Source organism: Actinoplanes sp. NPDC019969 (genome assembly GCF_055562375.1).
Genome location: NZ_JBVHFK010000001.1, coordinates 158,056 through 175,222, shown reverse-complemented (window position 1 = coordinate 175,222; position 17,167 = coordinate 158,056). Strand labels below are relative to the sequence as shown.

The 17,167-nt window shown below is 73.0% G+C and carries 18 protein-coding genes; 10 read left to right on the top strand and 8 right to left on the bottom strand.

The features are described 5' to 3' along the window. Positions 1-52 precede the first annotated feature (52 nt). Positions 53-1,507 carry a glycoside hydrolase family 3 N-terminal domain-containing protein gene (locus ACZ3II_RS00770; RefSeq protein ID WP_465515530.1) on the bottom strand — a complete coding sequence of 485 codons (1,455 nt, stop codon included), beginning with the start codon at positions 1,505-1,507 and terminating at the stop codon, positions 53-55. Between the two features lie 180 nt (positions 1,508-1,687). Here ACZ3II_RS00770 and ACZ3II_RS00765 point away from each other — a divergent pair, with 180 nt between their 5' ends. The 3 genes from ACZ3II_RS00765 to ACZ3II_RS00755 are packed head-to-tail and all read left to right on the top strand — an operon-like array spanning position 1,688 to position 4,646. Next, positions 1,688-2,866, top strand: a complete 1,179-nt coding sequence (locus ACZ3II_RS00765) for an ROK family transcriptional regulator (protein WP_465515529.1) — start codon at positions 1,688-1,690, stop codon at positions 2,864-2,866. Between the two features lie 58 nt (positions 2,867-2,924). Beyond that, positions 2,925-3,752, top strand: a complete 828-nt coding sequence (locus ACZ3II_RS00760; protein WP_465515528.1) for an ABC transporter ATP-binding protein — start codon at positions 2,925-2,927, stop codon at positions 3,750-3,752. After that, positions 3,753-4,646 (top strand): ribokinase, encoded by an 894-nt coding sequence (locus ACZ3II_RS00755; protein ID WP_465515527.1) that lies wholly within the window; start codon positions 3,753-3,755, stop codon positions 4,644-4,646. A 60-nt stretch (positions 4,647-4,706) separates the two neighbouring features. On the opposite strand, the gene ACZ3II_RS00750 is transcribed toward ACZ3II_RS00755, so the two are convergent. From ACZ3II_RS00750 to ACZ3II_RS00735, 4 genes are read right to left on the bottom strand one after another with little or no spacing between them, the layout of a single operon-like run. Then, on the bottom strand, positions 4,707-5,630 hold the full coding sequence (locus ACZ3II_RS00750; protein WP_465515526.1) for a methyl-accepting chemotaxis protein: 924 nt from the start codon (positions 5,628-5,630) through the stop codon (positions 4,707-4,709). After that, complete coding sequence (locus tag ACZ3II_RS00745) at positions 5,627-6,205, bottom strand: PAS domain-containing protein (RefSeq protein ID WP_465515525.1); 579 nt, start codon at positions 6,203-6,205, stop codon at positions 5,627-5,629. The genes ACZ3II_RS00750 and ACZ3II_RS00745 overlap by 4 nt, the downstream gene beginning before the upstream one ends. 15 nt (positions 6,206-6,220) lie before the next feature. Beyond that, positions 6,221-6,574 (bottom strand): DoxX family protein, encoded by a 354-nt coding sequence (locus tag ACZ3II_RS00740; RefSeq protein WP_465515524.1) that lies wholly within the window; start codon positions 6,572-6,574, stop codon positions 6,221-6,223. Then, positions 6,571-7,032: a DUF6232 family protein gene (locus tag ACZ3II_RS00735; RefSeq protein ID WP_465515523.1), complete on the bottom strand. Its 462-nt coding sequence runs from the start codon at positions 7,030-7,032 to the stop codon at positions 6,571-6,573. Before ACZ3II_RS00735 ends, ACZ3II_RS00740 begins: the two co-directional genes overlap by 4 nt. An 80-nt stretch (positions 7,033-7,112) precedes the next feature. Here ACZ3II_RS00735 and ACZ3II_RS00730 point away from each other — a divergent pair, with 80 nt between their 5' ends. Then, positions 7,113-7,886 carry an enoyl-CoA hydratase/isomerase family protein gene (locus ACZ3II_RS00730; RefSeq protein ID WP_465515522.1) on the top strand — a complete coding sequence of 258 codons (774 nt, stop codon included), beginning with the start codon at positions 7,113-7,115 and terminating at the stop codon, positions 7,884-7,886. Positions 7,887-7,928: 42 nt separating this feature from the next. Next, positions 7,929-10,244, top strand: a complete 2,316-nt coding sequence (locus ACZ3II_RS00725; protein WP_465515521.1) for an Hsp70 family protein — start codon at positions 7,929-7,931, stop codon at positions 10,242-10,244. 193 nt (positions 10,245-10,437) lie between these two features. Here the strand turns inward: ACZ3II_RS00725 and ACZ3II_RS00720 are convergent, their stop codons facing one another. Genes ACZ3II_RS00720 through ACZ3II_RS00710 form a run of 3 tightly spaced genes read right to left on the bottom strand, consistent with a single transcriptional unit; the run spans position 10,438 to position 11,533 of the window. After that, positions 10,438-10,824: a PLDc N-terminal domain-containing protein gene (locus tag ACZ3II_RS00720; RefSeq protein WP_465515520.1), complete on the bottom strand. Its 387-nt coding sequence runs from the start codon at positions 10,822-10,824 to the stop codon at positions 10,438-10,440. Next, positions 10,806-11,159 carry a DUF202 domain-containing protein gene (locus tag ACZ3II_RS00715; protein ID WP_465515519.1) on the bottom strand — a complete coding sequence of 118 codons (354 nt, stop codon included), beginning with the start codon at positions 11,157-11,159 and terminating at the stop codon, positions 10,806-10,808. The genes ACZ3II_RS00720 and ACZ3II_RS00715 overlap by 19 nt, the downstream gene beginning before the upstream one ends. Then, on the bottom strand, positions 11,159-11,533 hold the full coding sequence (locus tag ACZ3II_RS00710; RefSeq protein WP_465515518.1) for a YidH family protein: 375 nt from the start codon (positions 11,531-11,533) through the stop codon (positions 11,159-11,161). The genes ACZ3II_RS00715 and ACZ3II_RS00710 overlap by 1 nt, the downstream gene beginning before the upstream one ends. 411 nt (positions 11,534-11,944) lie before the next feature. Between ACZ3II_RS00710 and ACZ3II_RS00705 the strand changes: the two genes are divergently transcribed. The 5 genes from ACZ3II_RS00705 to ACZ3II_RS00685 all read left to right on the top strand — a co-directional run bounded on the left by ACZ3II_RS00705 (position 11,945) and on the right by ACZ3II_RS00685 (position 17,129). Next, positions 11,945-12,721, top strand: coding sequence for an electron transfer flavoprotein subunit beta/FixA family protein (locus tag ACZ3II_RS00705; RefSeq protein ID WP_465515517.1), 777 nt, complete (start codon positions 11,945-11,947; stop codon positions 12,719-12,721). Between the two features lie 20 nt (positions 12,722-12,741). After that, entirely contained in the window at positions 12,742-13,674 is a 933-nt protein-coding gene (locus tag ACZ3II_RS00700; RefSeq protein WP_465515516.1) for an electron transfer flavoprotein subunit alpha/FixB family protein, read from the top strand. A gap of 145 nt (positions 13,675-13,819) precedes the next feature. Then, positions 13,820-14,995 (top strand): cysteine desulfurase family protein, encoded by a 1,176-nt coding sequence (locus tag ACZ3II_RS00695; protein WP_465515515.1) that lies wholly within the window; start codon positions 13,820-13,822, stop codon positions 14,993-14,995. A 9-nt stretch (positions 14,996-15,004) separates the two neighbouring features. After that, positions 15,005-16,141, top strand: coding sequence for a tRNA 2-thiouridine(34) synthase MnmA (mnmA, locus tag ACZ3II_RS00690; protein WP_465515514.1), 1,137 nt, complete (start codon positions 15,005-15,007; stop codon positions 16,139-16,141). Then, a complete protein-coding gene (locus ACZ3II_RS00685; protein ID WP_465515513.1) occupies positions 16,134-17,129 on the top strand; it encodes a methionine synthase in 996 nt (331 codons plus the stop codon). Before mnmA ends, ACZ3II_RS00685 begins: the two co-directional genes overlap by 8 nt. The last annotated feature ends 38 nt before the right edge of the window (positions 17,130-17,167 follow it).

Sequence of the window (17,167 nt, the reverse complement as noted above, 5' to 3'; positions counted from 1 at the left end):
TGAGCGACACCGGGTACGTCTTTCGTGACGCTCCGTGCTGTTGATGTTCGAATCAGCGGGTGAGGCCGAGCGCCTCGGCGGCGACCCGGCCACTGGCCCGGCTGGCACCGTGCGTGATCACGAAGGCCCGTACGCCGGCCGGCCGCCACGAGGACGGCCAGCCCATCTCGACGACAGCGGCCGGCCGGTCGGCGGCCAGCTTCTCGATCAGGGTGCGGGCCGCCGGCGAGCTGTGCAGGCGGCGGCCGACCAGGACCACGGGGCGGTCCCCGGCGTACCCCGCAAGCTCTTCCGGGGTGGCCTCGGCGGCCGCCACCTCGATGTGCTCGACGCCGTCGAGGTGCGGCGCGAGGCCCCACGGCACCCGGCCCTCGGCGATCGAGTGGCCCGCGCCGAACCGCACCACCAGCGGCGACCGCACCGCCGTCACGTCCCCCTCGACGGTCATCGCCCGGCGCGCGGCGGCCAGGCCCAGCGCGACGTCCGGGGCGAAGGCGCCCGGGGTTCCGGTGGTCGTCCAGGCGGCCAGGGCGGCGGTACGGGCGGCCGCCTCCTCCAGCCGGCTCAGCGCGAGACGCCCGTCCCCGGTCGCCGCCGCGATCTCCGCCGCCACCGCCTCGACCAGCGGCAGGTCCACCTCGGCACCGATGCAGAGCAGATCGGCCCCGGCGGCCAGGGCGGCGACGGCCGCGCGCGGGATGCTCCCGGCGGAGGCGGCGGCGCCGCGCATCTCCAGGGCGTCGGTGACGATCGCGCCACGGAAGCCCAGCTCGTCGCGGAGCAGGCCGGTCAGCGCGGCCCGGCTGAAGGTGGCCGGCCCGTCGCCGGTCAGTTCGGGCACCCGGATGTGGGCGCTCATCACGGCCTTGACCCCGGCCTCCACCGCGGCGGCGAACGGGGGCAGGTCGCGGGTGCGCAGCAGGGCCAGGGGCACGTCCACGGTCGGCAGCTCGAGGTGCGAGTCGGACACCGTGGCGCCGTGGCCGGGGAAGTGCTTGGCGCAGGCGGCGACACCGGCCGACTGCAGCCCGGTGACGGCCGCGCGGGTGTGCCGGGCGACCAGCCCGGGGTCCGCGCCGAACGAGCGGGTGCCGATGATCGGGTTGTCGTCGGCGGTGTTCACGTCGACGGTCGGGGCCAGGTCCAGGTCGATCCCGGCGGCGGCCAGGTCGGCGCCGATCGCCGCGTGGACCCGGCGGGTGAGGTCCTCGTCGTCGGCCGCGCCGAGAGCGGCGTTCCCGGGGTACGGGCTCCCCGTCCGATGCCCCAGCCGGGTGACGTCGCCACCCTCCTCGTCGATGGCGATCAGCGCGTCGGGGCGGGCCGATCGCAGCTCCGCGGTCAGCCGGGCGAGCTGCTCAGGGTTGTCGACGTTGGTGCCGAACAGGGTATGGCCGGCCAGCCCGCCGGCGAGCAGGTCACCGGCCCACTGCGGCGCGGTGTGACCGGGGAACGCCGCGAGGAGGGTGCGCAGCGCCAGCTGACGGAGGGCGGGGTCGTTCGCCATGATGTCCTTCCGGTTCGGCGACTCTGGCCGGACTGGTCGGACTACCCGGGAACTGCCATGATCGCTCGGAGTCGATAGCCACCCTCCGGCTAGGCCTCATTGCCTACCGTTACGCTGCGGCTGCGTGTCGCTGGTCGACACAGTAACAGGAAAGATTCCTTAGTATTAGGGGACAATGCTATGGCCGCCACCCGCCTCCCGGGCACCCCCCGGTTGCTGCGCGCCCTGAACGACCGCGCGGCACTGGACCTGCTGCTCACGCGAGGTCCGCTGACCCGGGCGCAGCTCGGCGAGATGACCGGCCTCAGCAAGGTCACCGCCTCCCAGCTGGTCGAGCGGCTCGAGGAGCGCGGCCTGGTCCGGCGGGTCGGCGAGCAGGCCGGCGGCCGCGGGCCGAACGCGCAGCTCTACGCCGTCACCCCGTCCAGCGCGCACGTGATCGGCGTCGAGGTCGGCCCGGACTGCGTGGTCGCCGCCTGCGCGGACATCACCGGCACCGTGGTCAGCCGGGTCGAGCAGAGCACCAAGGACACCGACGACCCGGTCGGCGTCGTGCACAACGCCGTGGTCCAGGCCGCCGGGGAGGCCGGCGCCGACATGACCTCCGTACGCCGCGTCGTGCTCGGCACCCCCGGCCTGGTCGACCCGCACTCCGGCGAGATCTCCTTCGCCCACGACCTGCCCCGCTGGCACCGCGGCCTGCTCGCCGACCTGCGCCGCGACCTGAACATCCCGGTCTTCTTCGGCAACGACGTGAACCTCGCCGCCGTCGCCGAGTCCGGCACCGGCGCGGCCACCGGCGTCACCGACTTCGCGCTCATCTGGATCGGCCGCGGCGTGGGCCTGGCCAACGTCATCGCCGGCCGGCTGCACCAGGGCGCCACCGGCGCCGCCGGTGAGATCGGCTACCTGCCGGTCGGCGGCGCCGAGGTGCCGCACAACGCGTCCCGGCGCGGGGTGAAGGGCGCCTTCCAGGCCATCGCCGGCGCCGACGCGGTCAAGGCGATCGGCAAGCAGTTCGGCTTCCGCGGCGCCGAGGCCGCCGACGTGGTGCGCGCGGCGGTCGCCGCCGGTCCCGCCGGTGAGCCGGTCCTCGACGAGCTGGCCCGGCGGCTGGCCCTCGGTGTGGCCGCCACCTGCGCCGTCCTCGACCCGCCGCTGGTGGTGCTGGCCGGCGAGGTGAGCCGGGCCGGTGGCCCCGCGCTCGCCGAGCGGGTGGAATCCGAGGTGGCAGCGATCACACTGGTCTCGCCCAAGGTGGTGGTGACGGCGGTGGCCTCCGAGCCGGTGCTGCACGGCGCGCTGCGGATGGCCCTGGACGCGGTCCGTGACGAGGTCTTCGGCTCGACGACCGACTGAGGTTCCCCCGCGGGGGCGGGTCACCGGCACGCCGTCCGGTTCCCGCGCGCGGACGTGGTTGGATGGACGCGTGCTGGAGGCTGCCGTACCCATTCCGCCCGACGAGGACACCGTCATCGCCTTCGACCGCGTCAACGTGGTGCGAAGCGGAAACTTCCTGATCCGAGACCTGTCCTGGCAGGTCGAGCTGGACGAGCGGTGGGTGGTGCTGGGCCCCAACGGCGCCGGCAAGACCACCCTGCTCAACCTCGCGTCCGCCCGGATGCACCCGACCCGCGGCACGGCGTACGTGCTCGGCGAGAAACTCGGGCGCACCGACGTCACCGAGCTGCGCACCCGCGTCGGCATCACCACCGGCCGGTTCGCCGACCAGGTGCCGCCGTCGGAGAAGGTGCTCGACGTGGTGGTCACCGCCGCGTGGTCGGTGGTCGGCCGCTGGCGGGAGAGCTACGACCCGCAGGACGAGGCCCGCGCCCGCGAGCTGCTCGACCAGCTCGGCATCGCCGGGTTCGCCGACCGTGAGTTCGGCACCCTGTCCGAGGGCGAGCGCAAGCGCACCCAGATCGCCCGGGCGCTGATGACCGACCCCGAGCTGATGCTGCTCGACGAGCCGACCGCCGGTCTCGACCTGGGCGGCCGCGAGGTGCTCATCGGGCACCTGACCGAACTCGCGCTGGACCCGGACGCCCCCGCGATGGTGCTGGTCACCCACCACGTCGAGGAGATCCCGCCGGGCTTCACCCACGCGCTGCTGCTGCGCGAGGGCACCGTGGTCGCGGCCGGCCTGCTCGGCGAGGTGATGACCGCGGAGAACCTGACGAAGACGTTCGGCCTGCCGCTGATCGTGGACCGGATCGGCGACCGTTACACCGCGCGGGCCGGCTAGATGCCGACCCGGGTCGTCGTCGCCGGCAGCGCGAACATGGACCTGGTCGGGCTGGCGCCGAGCCTGCCCCGGCCGGGCGAGACGGTGCTCGGCGACGACTTCGTGATGACACCCGGCGGCAAGGGGGCCAACCAGGCCATCGCCGCCGCCCTCGCGGGCGCCGACACGGCGTTCCTCGGCGCCATCGGCTCCGACTCCTTCGGCGTGACCCTCCACGCGCGGTTGGCGGCGGCCGGGGTGGGCGTCGATCTGGTACGCACCAGCTACGGCTCCTCCGGCGTCGCGGTGATCATGGTGGACCGGGCCGGGGAGAACTCGATCCTGGTCAGCCCCGGCGCCAACCGCACCTTCGTCGACCTGTCCGACGACGAGTCCGCCGCGATCGCCGCCGCCGACGTGCTGCTCTGCCAGCAGGAGATCCCGATGGCCACGGTTCTGGCCGCGCTCCGGGCCGCCCGCGCCGCCGGCACCCGGACCATCCTGAACGCCGCGCCCGCCCGGGTGCTGCCGCCCGGCCTGCTCGACCAGGTGGACCTGCTGGTGGTCAACGAGACCGAGGCACGGGCCATCACCGGCGGCGCCGACCCGGACGTCGGCTCGCTGCTGGCGCTGGTCCCGCGGGTGGTGCTCACGCTCAGCGGCAACGGCTCACGCTACGCCGACCGGGACGGCGCCGATGTGCACGTGCCGGCGTACAAGGTCGAGGTGGCCGACACCACCGCGGCCGGTGACGCGTTCACCGGTGCGCTGGCCGTCGCGTGGGGTGAGGGCCGGGACCTGCCGGACGCCGTGCGCTGGGCGAACGCGGCCGGCGCGGCCTGCGTGCGCCGGGTGGGCGCCAGCAACGCGCTGCCCACCCGCGCCGACATTGAGGCCCTCTACCAGCGCGGCTGACCCCTGGTGTGTTGGTTTCGGGCGCGCATAGCGGCCGAACTCGACACACCAGCCGGGGTTTCATGAGGCGCGGATCGTGGTGACGAAGCGAGAGACCTCGGCCCGCAGCACCTCGGCGAGCTGCGACAGGCCGCCGTCGTCGGCGCGCTGCCCGCCGTCCACCGCCAGCGCGATCCCCTCCACCAGCCCGCTCATCTCCCGGATCCGGTCGGTGACCGCCTCCAGCACCCGGATCGCGTCGGCCGCGGACTGCTGCACCGTGTTGACCTGGTTCATGATCTCGGAGCTGGAGGCGCTGGTCTCGTTCGCCAGGTTCTTCACCTCGTTGGCGACCACGCCGAAGCCCTTGCCCGCCGCGCCCGCCCGGGCCGCCTCGATCGTCGCGTTCAGGGCCAGGAGCCGGGTCTGCGCCGCCACCTGGTTGATCAGGTCGACCGCGTGCCGGATCTCGTCCGACGAGGTACGCAGCGACGACACGGTGCCCAGCCCGTGCTCGGCGTCGGTGACCGCCTCCCGGGCGAAGTCGGCCAGGTTGTTCGCCGACCGGCCCATCTCGGTCGCGGCCGTGGCCACCTGCTCGGAGACCGTCAGCACCGCGGACTCCAGCTCGTCGGCGAGCGCCTGCCGGGCCCGCGCCGCGTCCGCGAACTGGGCCGCCGTCCGGCTCATCACCTGGTTCGAGTGGGCGATCTGTGCGGCCGCCGCCCGGTACGCCCCGGCCAGCCCTTGCGTGAGGAACCGCCGGTGGAACCGCCCCTCCGCCGCGGACGCCGACGCCGCGCCCGCCTCCCGGACGAACGCGTCGATGTGGTCGAGCAGCCCGTTGATCGCCGCCCGTACCCGCCGGGCCCGTTCCGACTCGCCGATCGGCGGCACCCGGGCCTCCAGGTCACCGTCAGAGGCCCGCTCGCAGACCTCGGTGACCATCCGGACCGCCTCGTCCAGCGCCGTCAGGTCCACCCCGGGCGACTGACGTGCCCTCATCGGGCGCTGCCGTCGGTGATCTCCCACACCAGCTCGTCGTAGCCGCAGCCGCGTTCGGCGAGCATCCGCTCCAGGGCCGCGGTCCCGGCGGCCACCGCGTCCGGGGTGCGGGACTGCGCGCGTTCCGCCGTCAGCATTCCGGCGTAGACGTCCCGGATCGTCCGGACCGCCGACGGCGACGGGCTGCGCCGGTTGGAGTGATAGCCCAGCAGCCGGCCGGACCCGTCGAACGAGGGCGTGACATGGGCGAACACCCAGTAGTGCGCGCCGTCGGCGGCCAGGTTCAGCACGTACGCGAAGATCTCCCGCCGGTCCTTGATGGTGTCCCAGAGCAGCTGGAACACGGCGCGGGGCATGTCCGGGTGCCGGATCACGTTGTGCGGCTGCCCCAGCGCCTGCCCTTCGGGCAGGGCCGAAACCCGGAGAAAGACGTCGTTGACGTACGTGATGACGCCGCGCGGATCGGTCTTGGAGACGATCAGCTCGTTCTCCCCGAAGGTCCGCTCGACGCCGGTGGGCCGTACCTCGGTCGCTTTCATGATGCCCTGATCGTCGCGAATCAGGGCCTTTCGCACCGGGAAATCAGCGAATCAGCGGGCCACCCGCAGCGCCCAGGCGATCAGCGGGGCCTGCAACGGCAAGCGTCCGAAAGCGATCGCCCGGCGGGCCGGCGGAGCATGCCGCCAGTCCACCGCCATCTTCACGTTCGCCGGGAAGACCGCGGCGAACAACGCGGCCGCGGCCAGCCCACCGGCCCGGCGCGTGCGCGGGTGCGCGACCGCGGCGGCCACCGCCAGCTCGGCGGCCCCGCTCAGATAGGTCCAGGTGCGCGGCGAGCCCGGCAGCGACCGCGGCACGATCCGGTCGAACGGTTTCGGCGCCACGAAATGCAGCACACCCGTGCCCGCCAGCAGCGCCGCCAGCCCCGCGGCGTCTCTCCTCACGGGCGCACCGCCGGCTCCAGCGCGCGCTGCAGGGCGCGGTAGACGCGGCCGAACCGCTGTGCGTTGTCGGTGCACATGAGCAGCACGTCACCCTCCCGGACCCGGCCCCAGATCTCGATGCTGCGGCTGCCCCGATCGTAGGACGCGTCCATCCGCTCCAGAAGGAGGTCGGCGACCGGAACCACCGCCACCCCGACCAGGATGCCGCCGACGGTCAGGGCGATCGTGTTGCCGAGCGACAGGTCCAGCGCCAGGGCCAGCAGCACGGCGAACGCGCCGACCACCAGCGGCAGCAGGATGATCATGGCGAGGGCTCCGCGCCGGGCGATGATGCTCCAGGAACGGGAGCCTTTCGTGTACCAGACCTGGAGGAGCTCGGACAGGCGGAACTCACGCCCGTTCATCCAGACGCCGGACGATGTGATCAGCACTTCCGGGTCCCGGTAGTACGTGGTCATCGCTTCCTCCCCAGAGGACCCCAGGGTATCCCGTACCCGTCGTAGGCTGGCTGCCAAACGGCGTGGTCGAGGGAGGCCCTGTGGGCGAGTTCGTGCGGCTCGAGGTCAGTGACGGCATCGGCACGATTCGATTGGAGCGGCCACCGGTCAACGCGCTGAACACCCAGGTTCAGGAGGAGTTGCGGGAGGCGGCACAGGCCGCGGCCACCGACTCCGCGGTACGCGCCGTGGTCGTGCACGGCGCCGGCAAGCACTTCGCGGCGGGCGCCGACATCACCGAGTTCACCACCGTGACGTACCAGCAGATGGTCGCCCGGGCCGGCGCGCTGTCCAGCGCCTTCGACGCGATCGCCCGGATCCCCAAGCCGGTGGTCGCCGCGATCAGCGGGTACGCGCTCGGCGGCGGCTGCGAGCTGGCACTGGCCTGCGACTGGCGGGTGATCGCCGAGGACGCGAAGCTCGGCCAGCCGGAGATCAAGCTCGGTCTCATCCCGGGCGCCGGCGGCACCCAGCGGCTGGCCCGGCTGATCGGCCCGGCCAAGGCCAAGGACCTGATCTTCTCCGGTCGGATGGTCGACAGTGCGGAGGCATTGCGGATCGGCCTGGCCGACCGGGTGGTTCCCGCCGACGAGGTGTACGCGTCCGCCGTCGCGCTGGTCAAGCAGTACACCATCGGTCCCGCCCTGGCGCTGCGCGCCGCGAAACAGGCGGTCGACGGTGGTCTCAGCCTCGACCTCGCGTCCGGTCTCGCCCTGGAGTCGCACCTGTTCGCGGGCCTGTTCGCCACCGACGATCGGCTCGAAGGGGCGACCGCCTTCGTCGAGAAGCGGCAGCCTAAGTTCAGCGGCTCATAGTCGATATCCCGGATACGTGCCGCGATTGCCTAGACTGCGGGCATGTCCCTCGACCAGGGTGGTCCGCGGTACGCCCTCGGCGTCGACTTCGGCACCTCCAACACCGTCGCCGTCGCGCGATGGCCGGACGGCCGTGCCCGGCCGATCCTGGTCGACGGCTCGCCGTTGCTGCCGTCCGCGGTCTTCGCCGGCTCCGAGGGCGACCTGCTCGTCGGCCGGGACGCCGTGCACAGCGCCCGCCTCGACCCGGCCCGTTTCGAGCCCAACCCGAAACGCCGGGTCGACGACGGCCTGGTGCTGCTCGGCGAACGCGAGTTCGAGGTCGTCGACCTGATCGCCGCGGTGCTCCTCCGCGTCGCCGAGGAGTGGCACCGCGCCGTCGGGCCGTACCGTCCCGACGTCACCCTCACCTGCCCCGCCACCTGGGGCGCCACCCGCCGCACGCTGCTCGCCGACGCCGCCGCCCGGGCCGGGCTGGAAGGCGCCCGCCTGGTCGCCGAGCCGGTCGCCGCCGCCACCTACTTCGCCGAGGTCCTCGGCCGGGACGTGCCGATCGGCTCGGTCGTGATGGTGCACGACTTCGGGGCCGGCACCTTCGACACCAGCGTGGTCGCCCGGACCTCCTCCGGTTTCGAGGTGCTCGCCGTCGACGGCCGGGACGACCTCGGCGGCCTCGACGTGGACGCGGCCGTCGTCGAGCACCTGCGCACCGACGACTGGGCCCGGCTGATGGAGCCGGCCACCGTCGAGGAACGCCGGGCCCGCCGCCAGCTCTGGGACGACGTGCGGATCGCCAAGGAGCGGCTGTCGCGGGCCCAGTCGGCCGACTTCGTGGTGCCGCTGCTCGACGTGGAGGCGCACCTCACCCGGGAGGAACTGGAGACGGTCGCCCGGCCGGTGCTGGAGCAGACTGTTCAGATCACGCAAAATCTGCTGCGCTGGGCCGATCTTCCGGACGGCAGGCTGGCCGGTGTCTTCCTGGTCGGCGGCGCCAGCCGGATCCCGCTCGTGGCGACGCTGCTGCACCGCGCGCTCGGCGACCCGCCGGTGGTGATCGAACAGCCCGAGCTGGTCGTGGCGGAGGGCAGCATCCTCGCCGGGGCTGCCCTGCTGACCACCGAACCGGCCGCGCCCGGCCCCACCGAGGAGATGCGGCTGCCCTCGCGATACCTGGCCGCCCGGGACGGGGACGACCAGGCCACGACGCCCGCGCCGCGACCGGCGGCCGGCGACCTGGCGACCGTCGTCACACCGAAACCGGTGGTGCTGCCGAGCCCGTCCGCCGGCAACGGGGCGACGGTGGCTGTGCCGAACCTCACCGTGGACGACGGGGCGACGGTCGTCGCACCGCATCCGGTCGCGGCCGACGGCGCGACCGTTGTCGCGCCGTACCCGGCCACGGCCGACGGGGCGACCGTCGTCGCGCCGCATCCGGCCACGGCCGACGGGGCGACCGTCGTCGCGCCGAAACCCGGCCTGGACGATCGGGCGACGGTCGTCGCGCCGAAACCCGTCGTTGCCGACGGGGCGACCGTCGTCGCGAGCAAGGCGACCACGCCTGTGCAGGCGGTTCCGTCGGCGCAGGGGCCGGACGGCGACCGCCCGGGCGCGGACGGCCAGCCGGACGCGGCGAACGGCGCGGGGGCCCTGCCGCGACGCCGGCCTCGCTCCGGCGACCTGCCCCCACGACCCGGCGACGAGCCCGGCCATCCCGGCGGTCAGCTCGGTGACCAGCCGGATCGCCCCGGGGATCGGCCTTCGCTGGCCGGGGATCGGTCATCGTGGCCCGGAGATCAGCCTTCCCGGCCGGGGGACCGGCCCGCGCGGCCCGGGACTCCGCCGCGGCAGAACCGGGTGGACACCCCGCCGCATCTGCGGCCGCCGGTCGACCCGTGGCCGCATGCCGCGGACGCGTGGCGCCCGGACCCGGACGCGACCGTCGCCACCAGCCCGCCGGAGCACGAGAGCCGGACGCCCGTACCGCCGCGGCAACCCGGGCCACCGCAGCGCCCGTCCCGGCCGCAGCCCCCGGTGGTGGCGCACGCCCGGCCGATCTCCCCGGTGGCGACGCCGGTCTCGCCCGCGGTGGGTTCCGCCCGGCCGCCGTCACCGGTTCGGGCCACCGCCACGCCGGCCAAGCCCGCTCCGGCCAACCCCGTCCCGGAACCGGCCCCGGCCCGCCGTCCCCGCCGCCGCAGCCGGGTCGGACGTGCCCTGCAGGTGCTGCTCAGCATCGTGATGATGGTGACCGTGCCGTTGGTGGCGCTGGTGCTCGCCTACGGCTACGGCAACGCGGAGCCGATCGACCAGGACGCCATCCACGTGTTCGAGGACATCCGGGAACTGCTCGGCCTCTGACCGGCCGGACGTCACGGTGAGCGCTTTGTCCGGCTGGTTCTCAGGGCTGTCTCAGGGCCGTCGAGACAGCCCTGAGAACCAGCCGGGGGTGACCGTGACGGAATGCATGGCCCGCACCCGCGCTGCGGTCGTGAGGGAACGCCTGCCGTGGCCGCCGCGAGGCACGGGACCCTGTTCGGCCCCGTACCACTGCCTAAGGTTGTTGCTCGTCGTCCTGGCGCATCTCGTGCTCCAGGCGGGCGAGCAGCTCACGGTCCCGGCGGGACTGCTCACTGTCGACGGAGCGCAGGAAGTCGGCGTCGTCGTCGGGGGAGGAGGGCCGGCGGCCGGTGCGGCGCCGGGTGGTGAGGGGGCGGCCGGCGGCGAAGTAGGCGATCGGGCCGGCGATCGGGATCAGCAGGATCAGCAGGACCCAGAGCACGCGGGGCAGGTTGCGGACGCGATCGGCCGAGAGGCTGCTGATGAGTGCCAGGATCAGCAGCACGAGCGCGATCGCGGCCAAGAAGATGAACACCCGGACCATGCCGCAATGATGCTCCTCGGGAGCGCCGGCGGCGACGATCAGAGCATGACAACCCATCCGCCGAGGATCGCCAGGGCGGTGATGACGAGCGCGTAGGCGCGGATCGTCCGGGGTGACGGTTCCGGGAAACGGCGTCGCAGATCACGGGCCCGGTGGAAGGAGAGGCCCACCATCGCCGCCCAGCCGGCCATCGCGGCGGCCGCCACCAGGAACTCGGCGGCCCCGGCGCCGGGCGCGAACGCGGGCCGCAGAAGCAGCAGCGCGACCGCGGCGGCGGAGAGCCCGGTGCGGCGCCAGGCCAGCCGCGTGCGCACCGCCGACGCGCCCGGATCGCGGGCGACCCGCGCGCAGGCGCCGGGATCACGCCGATGCTCAGCGCACGGGCCGGGCATCAGAAGATCGGGGTCAGGACCGCGATGATGATCACCACGGCGCCGAGGGCGACCGCCACGGCCAGCACGGCCGGGAAGCGGGAGCGGGGGAGGTCGATGCCGTGCCGCATGGCGCGTTCGGTGCGGACCCAGTGGTCGACCGCGCGCAGCGCCACCAGCGCGCCGAGCACCAGCAGCAGGATCGCGATGATCTCGCGCAGGTGGGCGACCGGCAGCGGGGGCAGGAACTGCGCGCAGGCCAGGCCGCCGGCGATCAGGGCCAGGCCGGTGCGGATCCAGGCCAGGAAGGTGCGTTCGTTGGCGAGGGAGAACCGGTAGTCGGGGGTGTTGCCGGACTGCGACGGGTCGAACCATTCCCTCAAGCCACCGGACACGTTGCCGATTATTGACCTACCGGGTCAAGAAGGTCGTGCCAGAGACTGCGGACTTCGTCACTCACGCAGGCTTCGCGGGGGCGTCCACAACGGCACCAGGGCGAGTCGGGCCCCGCTCGACCATGGGACTGCGGTCCCGTCTGATCGGAACGTGAGGGACTATGGGGCGTAGATGGGCTCATGCCCCTCACGAGCGAGACGTTTTGACCGGACATGTCTGACACCTCCTCGTCGCCCACTGTAGCGATCGAGATCGCCACGCGGGTGAGGTGTGTCACTCTGGGTGGCCGGCAACAGTGAAGCTACTGACGGGTAACCTGGCTGACATGTCCGCCGCCCCGGCATCGTTCCGGCGCCAGGACAGGGTCGACCGCAACGGTGCGTTCAATACAGGAGGGTCGTAGGAACGCGATGAACATCGTCGTACTGGTGAAGCAGGTACCCGACTCCGGTGCCGAGCGCACCCTGAGCGCTGACTACTCGGTGGACCGGGCGTCGTCGAGCAACGTCATCAACGAGATGGACGAGTACGCCATCGAGGAAGCGCTGAAGATCAAGGAAGCGCACGGCGGCGAGGTGACCGTCCTGACCGTGGGACCGGCCGGCGCGACCGAGTCCATCCGCAAGGCCCTCTCCATGGGACCCGACAAGGCCGTCCACGTTCAGGACGACAGCCTGCACGGGTCCTGCGCGGTCGCCACCTCCAAGGTGCTCGCCGCCGCGCTGCGCACGCTCAACGCCGACCTGATCCTCAGTGGCGCGGAGTCCACCGACGGCCGGGTCCAGGTCGTTCCGCACATGCTCGCCGAGCTGCTCGGCGTGGCCGCCCTCACCGGCGCCCGCAAGCTCACCGTGGACGGTTCGCAGCTGACCGTCGAGCGCCAGACCGACGAGGGCTACGAGGTCGTCACCGCGGCCACGCCGGCCATCGTCAGCGTCTGGGACACCATCAACGAGCCGCGGTACCCGTCCTTCAAGGGCATCATGGCCGCCAAGAAGAAGCCGGTCCAGGCGCTGTCCCTGGGCGACCTGGGCGTCGCGGGCGACGAGGTCGGCTTCGCCGGCGCCACCAGCCAGGTGCTGGAGTTCACCAAGCGCCCGGCCCGCACCGGCGGTGCGAAGGTCGTCGACGAGGGCAACGGTGGCGAGCAGCTCGTCGCGTACCTCGCCACCGAGAAGTTCGTCTGAGTCCGAGGGGATAGAGAACAATGGCTGAAGTACTGGTCGTCGTCGAGAACGGCGTCAAGAAGGTCACCCTCGAGATGCTGACGATCGCTCGTGGCCTCGGGTCGGTCTCGGCTGTCGTGTTCGGTGACGCCGACACCGCCAAGCTGGGCGAGTTCGGCGCCGAGAAGATCTACGCCGCGTCCGGTGAGGACGTCGACGGTTACCTGGTCGCCCCCAAGGCCACCGTGGTCGCCGAGCTGGTGAAGCGGGTGCAGCCCGCCGCCGTCCTGCTCGCCTCCACCCAGGAGGGCAAGGAGATCGCCGCCCGCCTGGCGATCAAGCTGGACAACGGCCTGCTCACCGACGCGGTCGCGCTGGACGCCGACGGCACCGCCACGCAGGCGATCTTCGCCGGCTCGGCGATCGTCAAGTCCAAGGTCACCAAGGGCCTGCCGATCGTCACGATCCGGCCGAACTCGGTCACCCCGGAGCCGTCCGCCGCGTCCCCCGCGGTCGAGCAGCTGACCGTGGCCGTGTCCGACACCGACAAGCTGACCAAGGTCGTCGAGCGGGTCGTCCAGCAGAAGGGCTCGCGCCCCGAGCTCACCGAGGCCGGCATCGTCGTCTCCGGTGGCCGCGGCGTCGGCAGCGCGGACGGCTTCAAGCTGGTCGAGGAACTCGCCGACCTGCTCGGCGGCGCGGTCGGCGCGTCCCGTGCGGCGGTCGACTCCGGTTTCTACCCGCACCAGTTCCAGGTCGGCCAGACCGGTAAGACCGTGTCGCCGCAGCTCTACCTGGCACTCGGCATCTCCGGCGCGATCCAGCACCGGGCCGGCATGCAGACCTCGAAGGTCATCGTCGCGGTCAACAAGGAAGCCGACGCCCCGATCTTCGAACTCGCCGACTTCGGCGTGGTCGGCAAGATCGAGAACGTCGTGCCGCAGGCCGTCGAGGAGATCCGCAAGCGCAAGTGACACCGCTCTGACGTCACGGCCCGGCGGTCTTCCGCCGGGCCGTTTCGTTTCCTTCGGTACGCCGGGGCGGCTCACGGCGTACCGAAGAAGGGTGTGATCTTCCCGGGCGGGGAACCGGCGGGGAGACGGCCTAAGCTGGGGGACGATGGCCTACCTCGATCATGCGGCGACCACGCCGATGCTGCCCGCCGCGCTCGACGCCTACGTCGCGGCGGCTCGCGCGCTCGGCAATCCGTCCTCCCTGCATGCGGCCGGCCGTGGGGCCCGCCGGCTGGTGGAGGAGTCCCGGGAGCGGATCGCTGCGGCCCTGGGCGCCCGGCCCTCCGAGGTGGTCTTCACCGGCGGTGGCACCGAGGCGGACAACCTCGCCGTCAAAGGCATCTTCTGGGCGCGCCGTGACGGTGACGCCAAGCTGCGGCGCGTGGTCGCCTCGGCGGTCGAGCACCACGCCGTGCTGGACGGGGTGGAGTGGCTCGGCCGGCACGAGGACGCCGAGGTCACCCTGCAGCCGGTGGACGAGCTCGGGCGGGTCGATCCGGAGGCGTTCGCCGAGCTGGTGCGCGCGCACGCCGGCGAGATCGCCGTGGTCAGCGTGCAGTGGGCGAACAATGAGGTCGGCACGGTGCAGCCGGTGGCCGAGCTGGCGGCGATCGCGGCCGGAGCGGGCATCCCGTTCCACACCGACGCGGTGCAGGCGGTCGGCCAGATTCCGGTGGATTTCGCCGCGAGCGGCGCCGCGGCGCTGACGCTCACCGGGCACAAGGTCGGCGGTCCGGTCGGCGTCGGCGCGCTCCTGCTGGGCCGGGACATCTCCTGTACGCCGTTGCTGCACGGTGGCGGCCAGGAGCGGGACGTCCGTTCCGGCACTCTGGACACGCCGGGGGTGGTGGCGTTCGCCACTGCCGTCGAGGCCGCGGTCAACAGCCGCGAGGAGCACGTGGGGCGGATCACCGCGCTCCGTGACGAACTGGTCGCCCGGGTGCGGGCCGCGATCCCGGACGTGATCCTCAACGGTGACCCGGACCACCGGCTGCCCGGCAACGCGCACTTCTCCTTCCCCGGCTGCGAGGGCGACGCGCTGCTGCTGCTCCTGGACGCGCAGGGGATCTACTGCTCGACCGGTTCGGCCTGCTCGGCGGGGGTGGCCCAGCCCAGCCACGTGCTGCTGGCGATGGGCGCCGACGACCCGCGGGCCCGATCGTCGCTGCGGTTCAGCCTCGGTCACGACAGCACCGCGGCGGATGTGGACGCGCTGCTCGCGGCACTGCCGGGCGCGGTCGAGCGCGCCCGCCGGGCAGGAGCCTGGAAGACACCCAGATAGGCTTGCGGCATGCGAGTTCTTGCGGCCATGTCGGGTGGTGTCGACTCCGCGGTGGCGGCTGCCCGCGCCCGGGATGCCGGCCACGACGTCACCGGTGTGCACCTGGCGCTGGCGCGTAATCCACAGACGTTCCGGACCGGGGCGCGCGGCTGCTGCACCCTGGAGGACTCCCGCGACGCGCGGCGGGCCGCCGACGTGATCGGCATCCCGTTCTACGTGTGGGACATGGCCGAGGAGTTCCACGACAGCGTCGTCGACGACTTCGTGAACGAGTACGCCGCCGGCCGCACCCCGAACCCGTGCCTGCGCTGCAACGAGAAGATCAAGTTCGCGGCGGTGCTGGACCGGGCGGTGGCTCTCGGCTTCGACGCCGTCGTCACCGGCCACCATGCCCGGCTCGGGGCCGACGGCCTGCTGCGCCGCAGCGTCGACATCGCCAAGGACCAGTCGTACGTGCTGGCCGTCCTGACCCGCCAGCAGCTCGACCGGGCGATCTTCCCGCTCGGCGACTCGACGAAGGAGCAGGTCCGGGCCGAGGCGTCGGCGCGCGGACTGGCCGTCGCCGACAAGCCGGACTCGCACGACATCTGCTTCATCTCCGACGGCGACACCCGCGGTTTCCTGGAGAGCAGGTTGGGGTCGGCGCCCGGCGACATCGTGGACGGGCGGACCGGCGAGAAGCTGGGGACTCACAACGGGGCGTACGGGTTCACCATCGGCCAGCGCAAGGGCCTGGATCTGCGGGTTCCCGCCGCGGACGGCCGGCCTCGCTATGTCCTGTCGATCACGCCGGTGAACAACACGGTGACCGTGGGGCCGCGGGAGGACCTCGAGGTCGACGTGGTGACGGCGGACCGGCCGATCTGGCACGGGCTCGACGGTGGTGCGGGCCGTGCCGGGGAGACGGAACGTTCTTTCGGCGTCACGGACTGCGAGGTCCAGCTGCGGGCGCACGGTGAAGTGGTCGGCGCCTCGGTCACGGTGACCGGCGACTCGCTGGTCGCCACGCTCCGGACACCGGCCCGCGGAGTGGCCGCGGGTCAGGCCATCGTCGCCTACCGGCCGGATCCCGCCGGCGACATCGTCCTCGGCTCGGCCACCATCACGGCCGGCTCGCGTTCCCTCCCGGCGGCGTCGCATGCCTGACTTCCCCTGGGCGGCGGGGTCGGCCACCGGGATCGGATCGATGCCCGGCATCGACATCGCCGAGGCGCAGCGGATCGTGATCGGCGAGCTCCCGGTGCTGCCGCATCTGGCGGAGCTGCCCGAGCGCGGTCCCGGCGCGGACATGATCGGCCGGACCGCCGGGTTCCTGGTCGAGTTGCCGGTGCAGCTCTACGCCGGGCGGTGGCAGATCGCGGCACGGTCCGGAAAAGATTTGCGGCGTACGGCTGACCTGCTGGAACGCGACCTCGACCAGCTCACCGAGCAGGCCGCCGGATACACCGGCCCGCTCAAGATCCAGGCGGCCGGTCCGTGGACCCTGGCCGCGAGCCTGGACCTGCCGATCGGCGGCCGGCTGCTGCGTGACCACGGGGCGGTCCGTGACCTGACCGACTCGCTCGCCGAAGGCCTCCGCCGGCACGTCGCCGAGGTGCGCAAACGGGTGCCCGGCGCGACAGTGCTGCTCCAGCTCGACGAACCGTCCCTGCCCACCGTGCTGGCCGGCCGGGTGCCGACCGAGAGCGGCTTCAGCGTGTACCGCAAGGTCGACGGCCCCGACGCCGCCACCCGGCTGCGGACCGTGATCGAAGCGGCTGACGCCCCGGTGATCGTGCACTGCTGCGCGCCGGACGTGCCGCTTCAGGTGGTCCGGGACGCGCGGGCCACCGCCGTCGCCTTCGACCTCTCCCTGTTCAAGGACCTGGACCCGCTCGGTGAGGCGATCGAGGCCGGGCTGGGCGTCTTCATGGGCGCCGCGCCGACCCGGCCGCCCGCGGGGGAACGGCCCGACTCGAAGAAGATCGCCGAGAGGGTACGCACCGTGTGGCAGCGCCTCGGCTTCCCGGCCACCCGGCTGCCGGAGCAGGTGGTGATCACTCCCGCGTGCGGGCTGTCGGGCGCGCCGATCGGGTACGTTCGCGCGTTGCTCACAGCGTGCACGGAGGCCGGCCGTAGGCTCGCCGAGGTCTGACACCTGACGTTCCGCTGTCCTCCGGAGGAGGGCTTGAC

Bases quoted from the DNA above. Each gene is read 5' to 3' on its own strand.
- ACZ3II_RS00685 (WP_465515513.1), top strand. From the start codon at position 16,134: ATGCCTGACTTCCCCTGGGCGGCGGGGTCGGCCACCGGGATCGGATCG.
- ACZ3II_RS00700 (WP_465515516.1), top strand. From the start codon at position 12,742: ATGGCTGAAGTACTGGTCGTCGTCGAGAACGGCGTCAAGAAGGTCACC.
- ACZ3II_RS00770 (WP_465515530.1), bottom strand. From the start codon at position 1,507: ATGGCGAACGACCCCGCCCTCCGTCAGCTGGCGCTGCGCACCCTCCTC.
- mnmA (WP_465515514.1), top strand. From the start codon at position 15,005: ATGCGAGTTCTTGCGGCCATGTCGGGTGGTGTCGACTCCGCGGTGGCG.
- ACZ3II_RS00715 (WP_465515519.1), bottom strand. From the start codon at position 11,159: ATGCCCGGCCCGTGCGCTGAGCATCGGCGTGATCCCGGCGCCTGCGCG.
- ACZ3II_RS00695 (WP_465515515.1), top strand. From the start codon at position 13,820: ATGGCCTACCTCGATCATGCGGCGACCACGCCGATGCTGCCCGCCGCG.
- ACZ3II_RS00705 (WP_465515517.1), top strand. From the start codon at position 11,945: ATGAACATCGTCGTACTGGTGAAGCAGGTACCCGACTCCGGTGCCGAG.
- ACZ3II_RS00750 (WP_465515526.1), bottom strand. From the start codon at position 5,630: ATGAGGGCACGTCAGTCGCCCGGGGTGGACCTGACGGCGCTGGACGAG.
- ACZ3II_RS00725 (WP_465515521.1), top strand. From the start codon at position 7,929: ATGTCCCTCGACCAGGGTGGTCCGCGGTACGCCCTCGGCGTCGACTTC.
- ACZ3II_RS00720 (WP_465515520.1), bottom strand. From the start codon at position 10,824: ATGGGTTGTCATGCTCTGATCGTCGCCGCCGGCGCTCCCGAGGAGCAT.
- ACZ3II_RS00755 (WP_465515527.1), top strand. From the start codon at position 3,753: ATGCCGACCCGGGTCGTCGTCGCCGGCAGCGCGAACATGGACCTGGTC.
- ACZ3II_RS00765 (WP_465515529.1), top strand. From the start codon at position 1,688: ATGGCCGCCACCCGCCTCCCGGGCACCCCCCGGTTGCTGCGCGCCCTG.
- ACZ3II_RS00735 (WP_465515523.1), bottom strand. From the start codon at position 7,032: ATGACCACGTACTACCGGGACCCGGAAGTGCTGATCACATCGTCCGGC.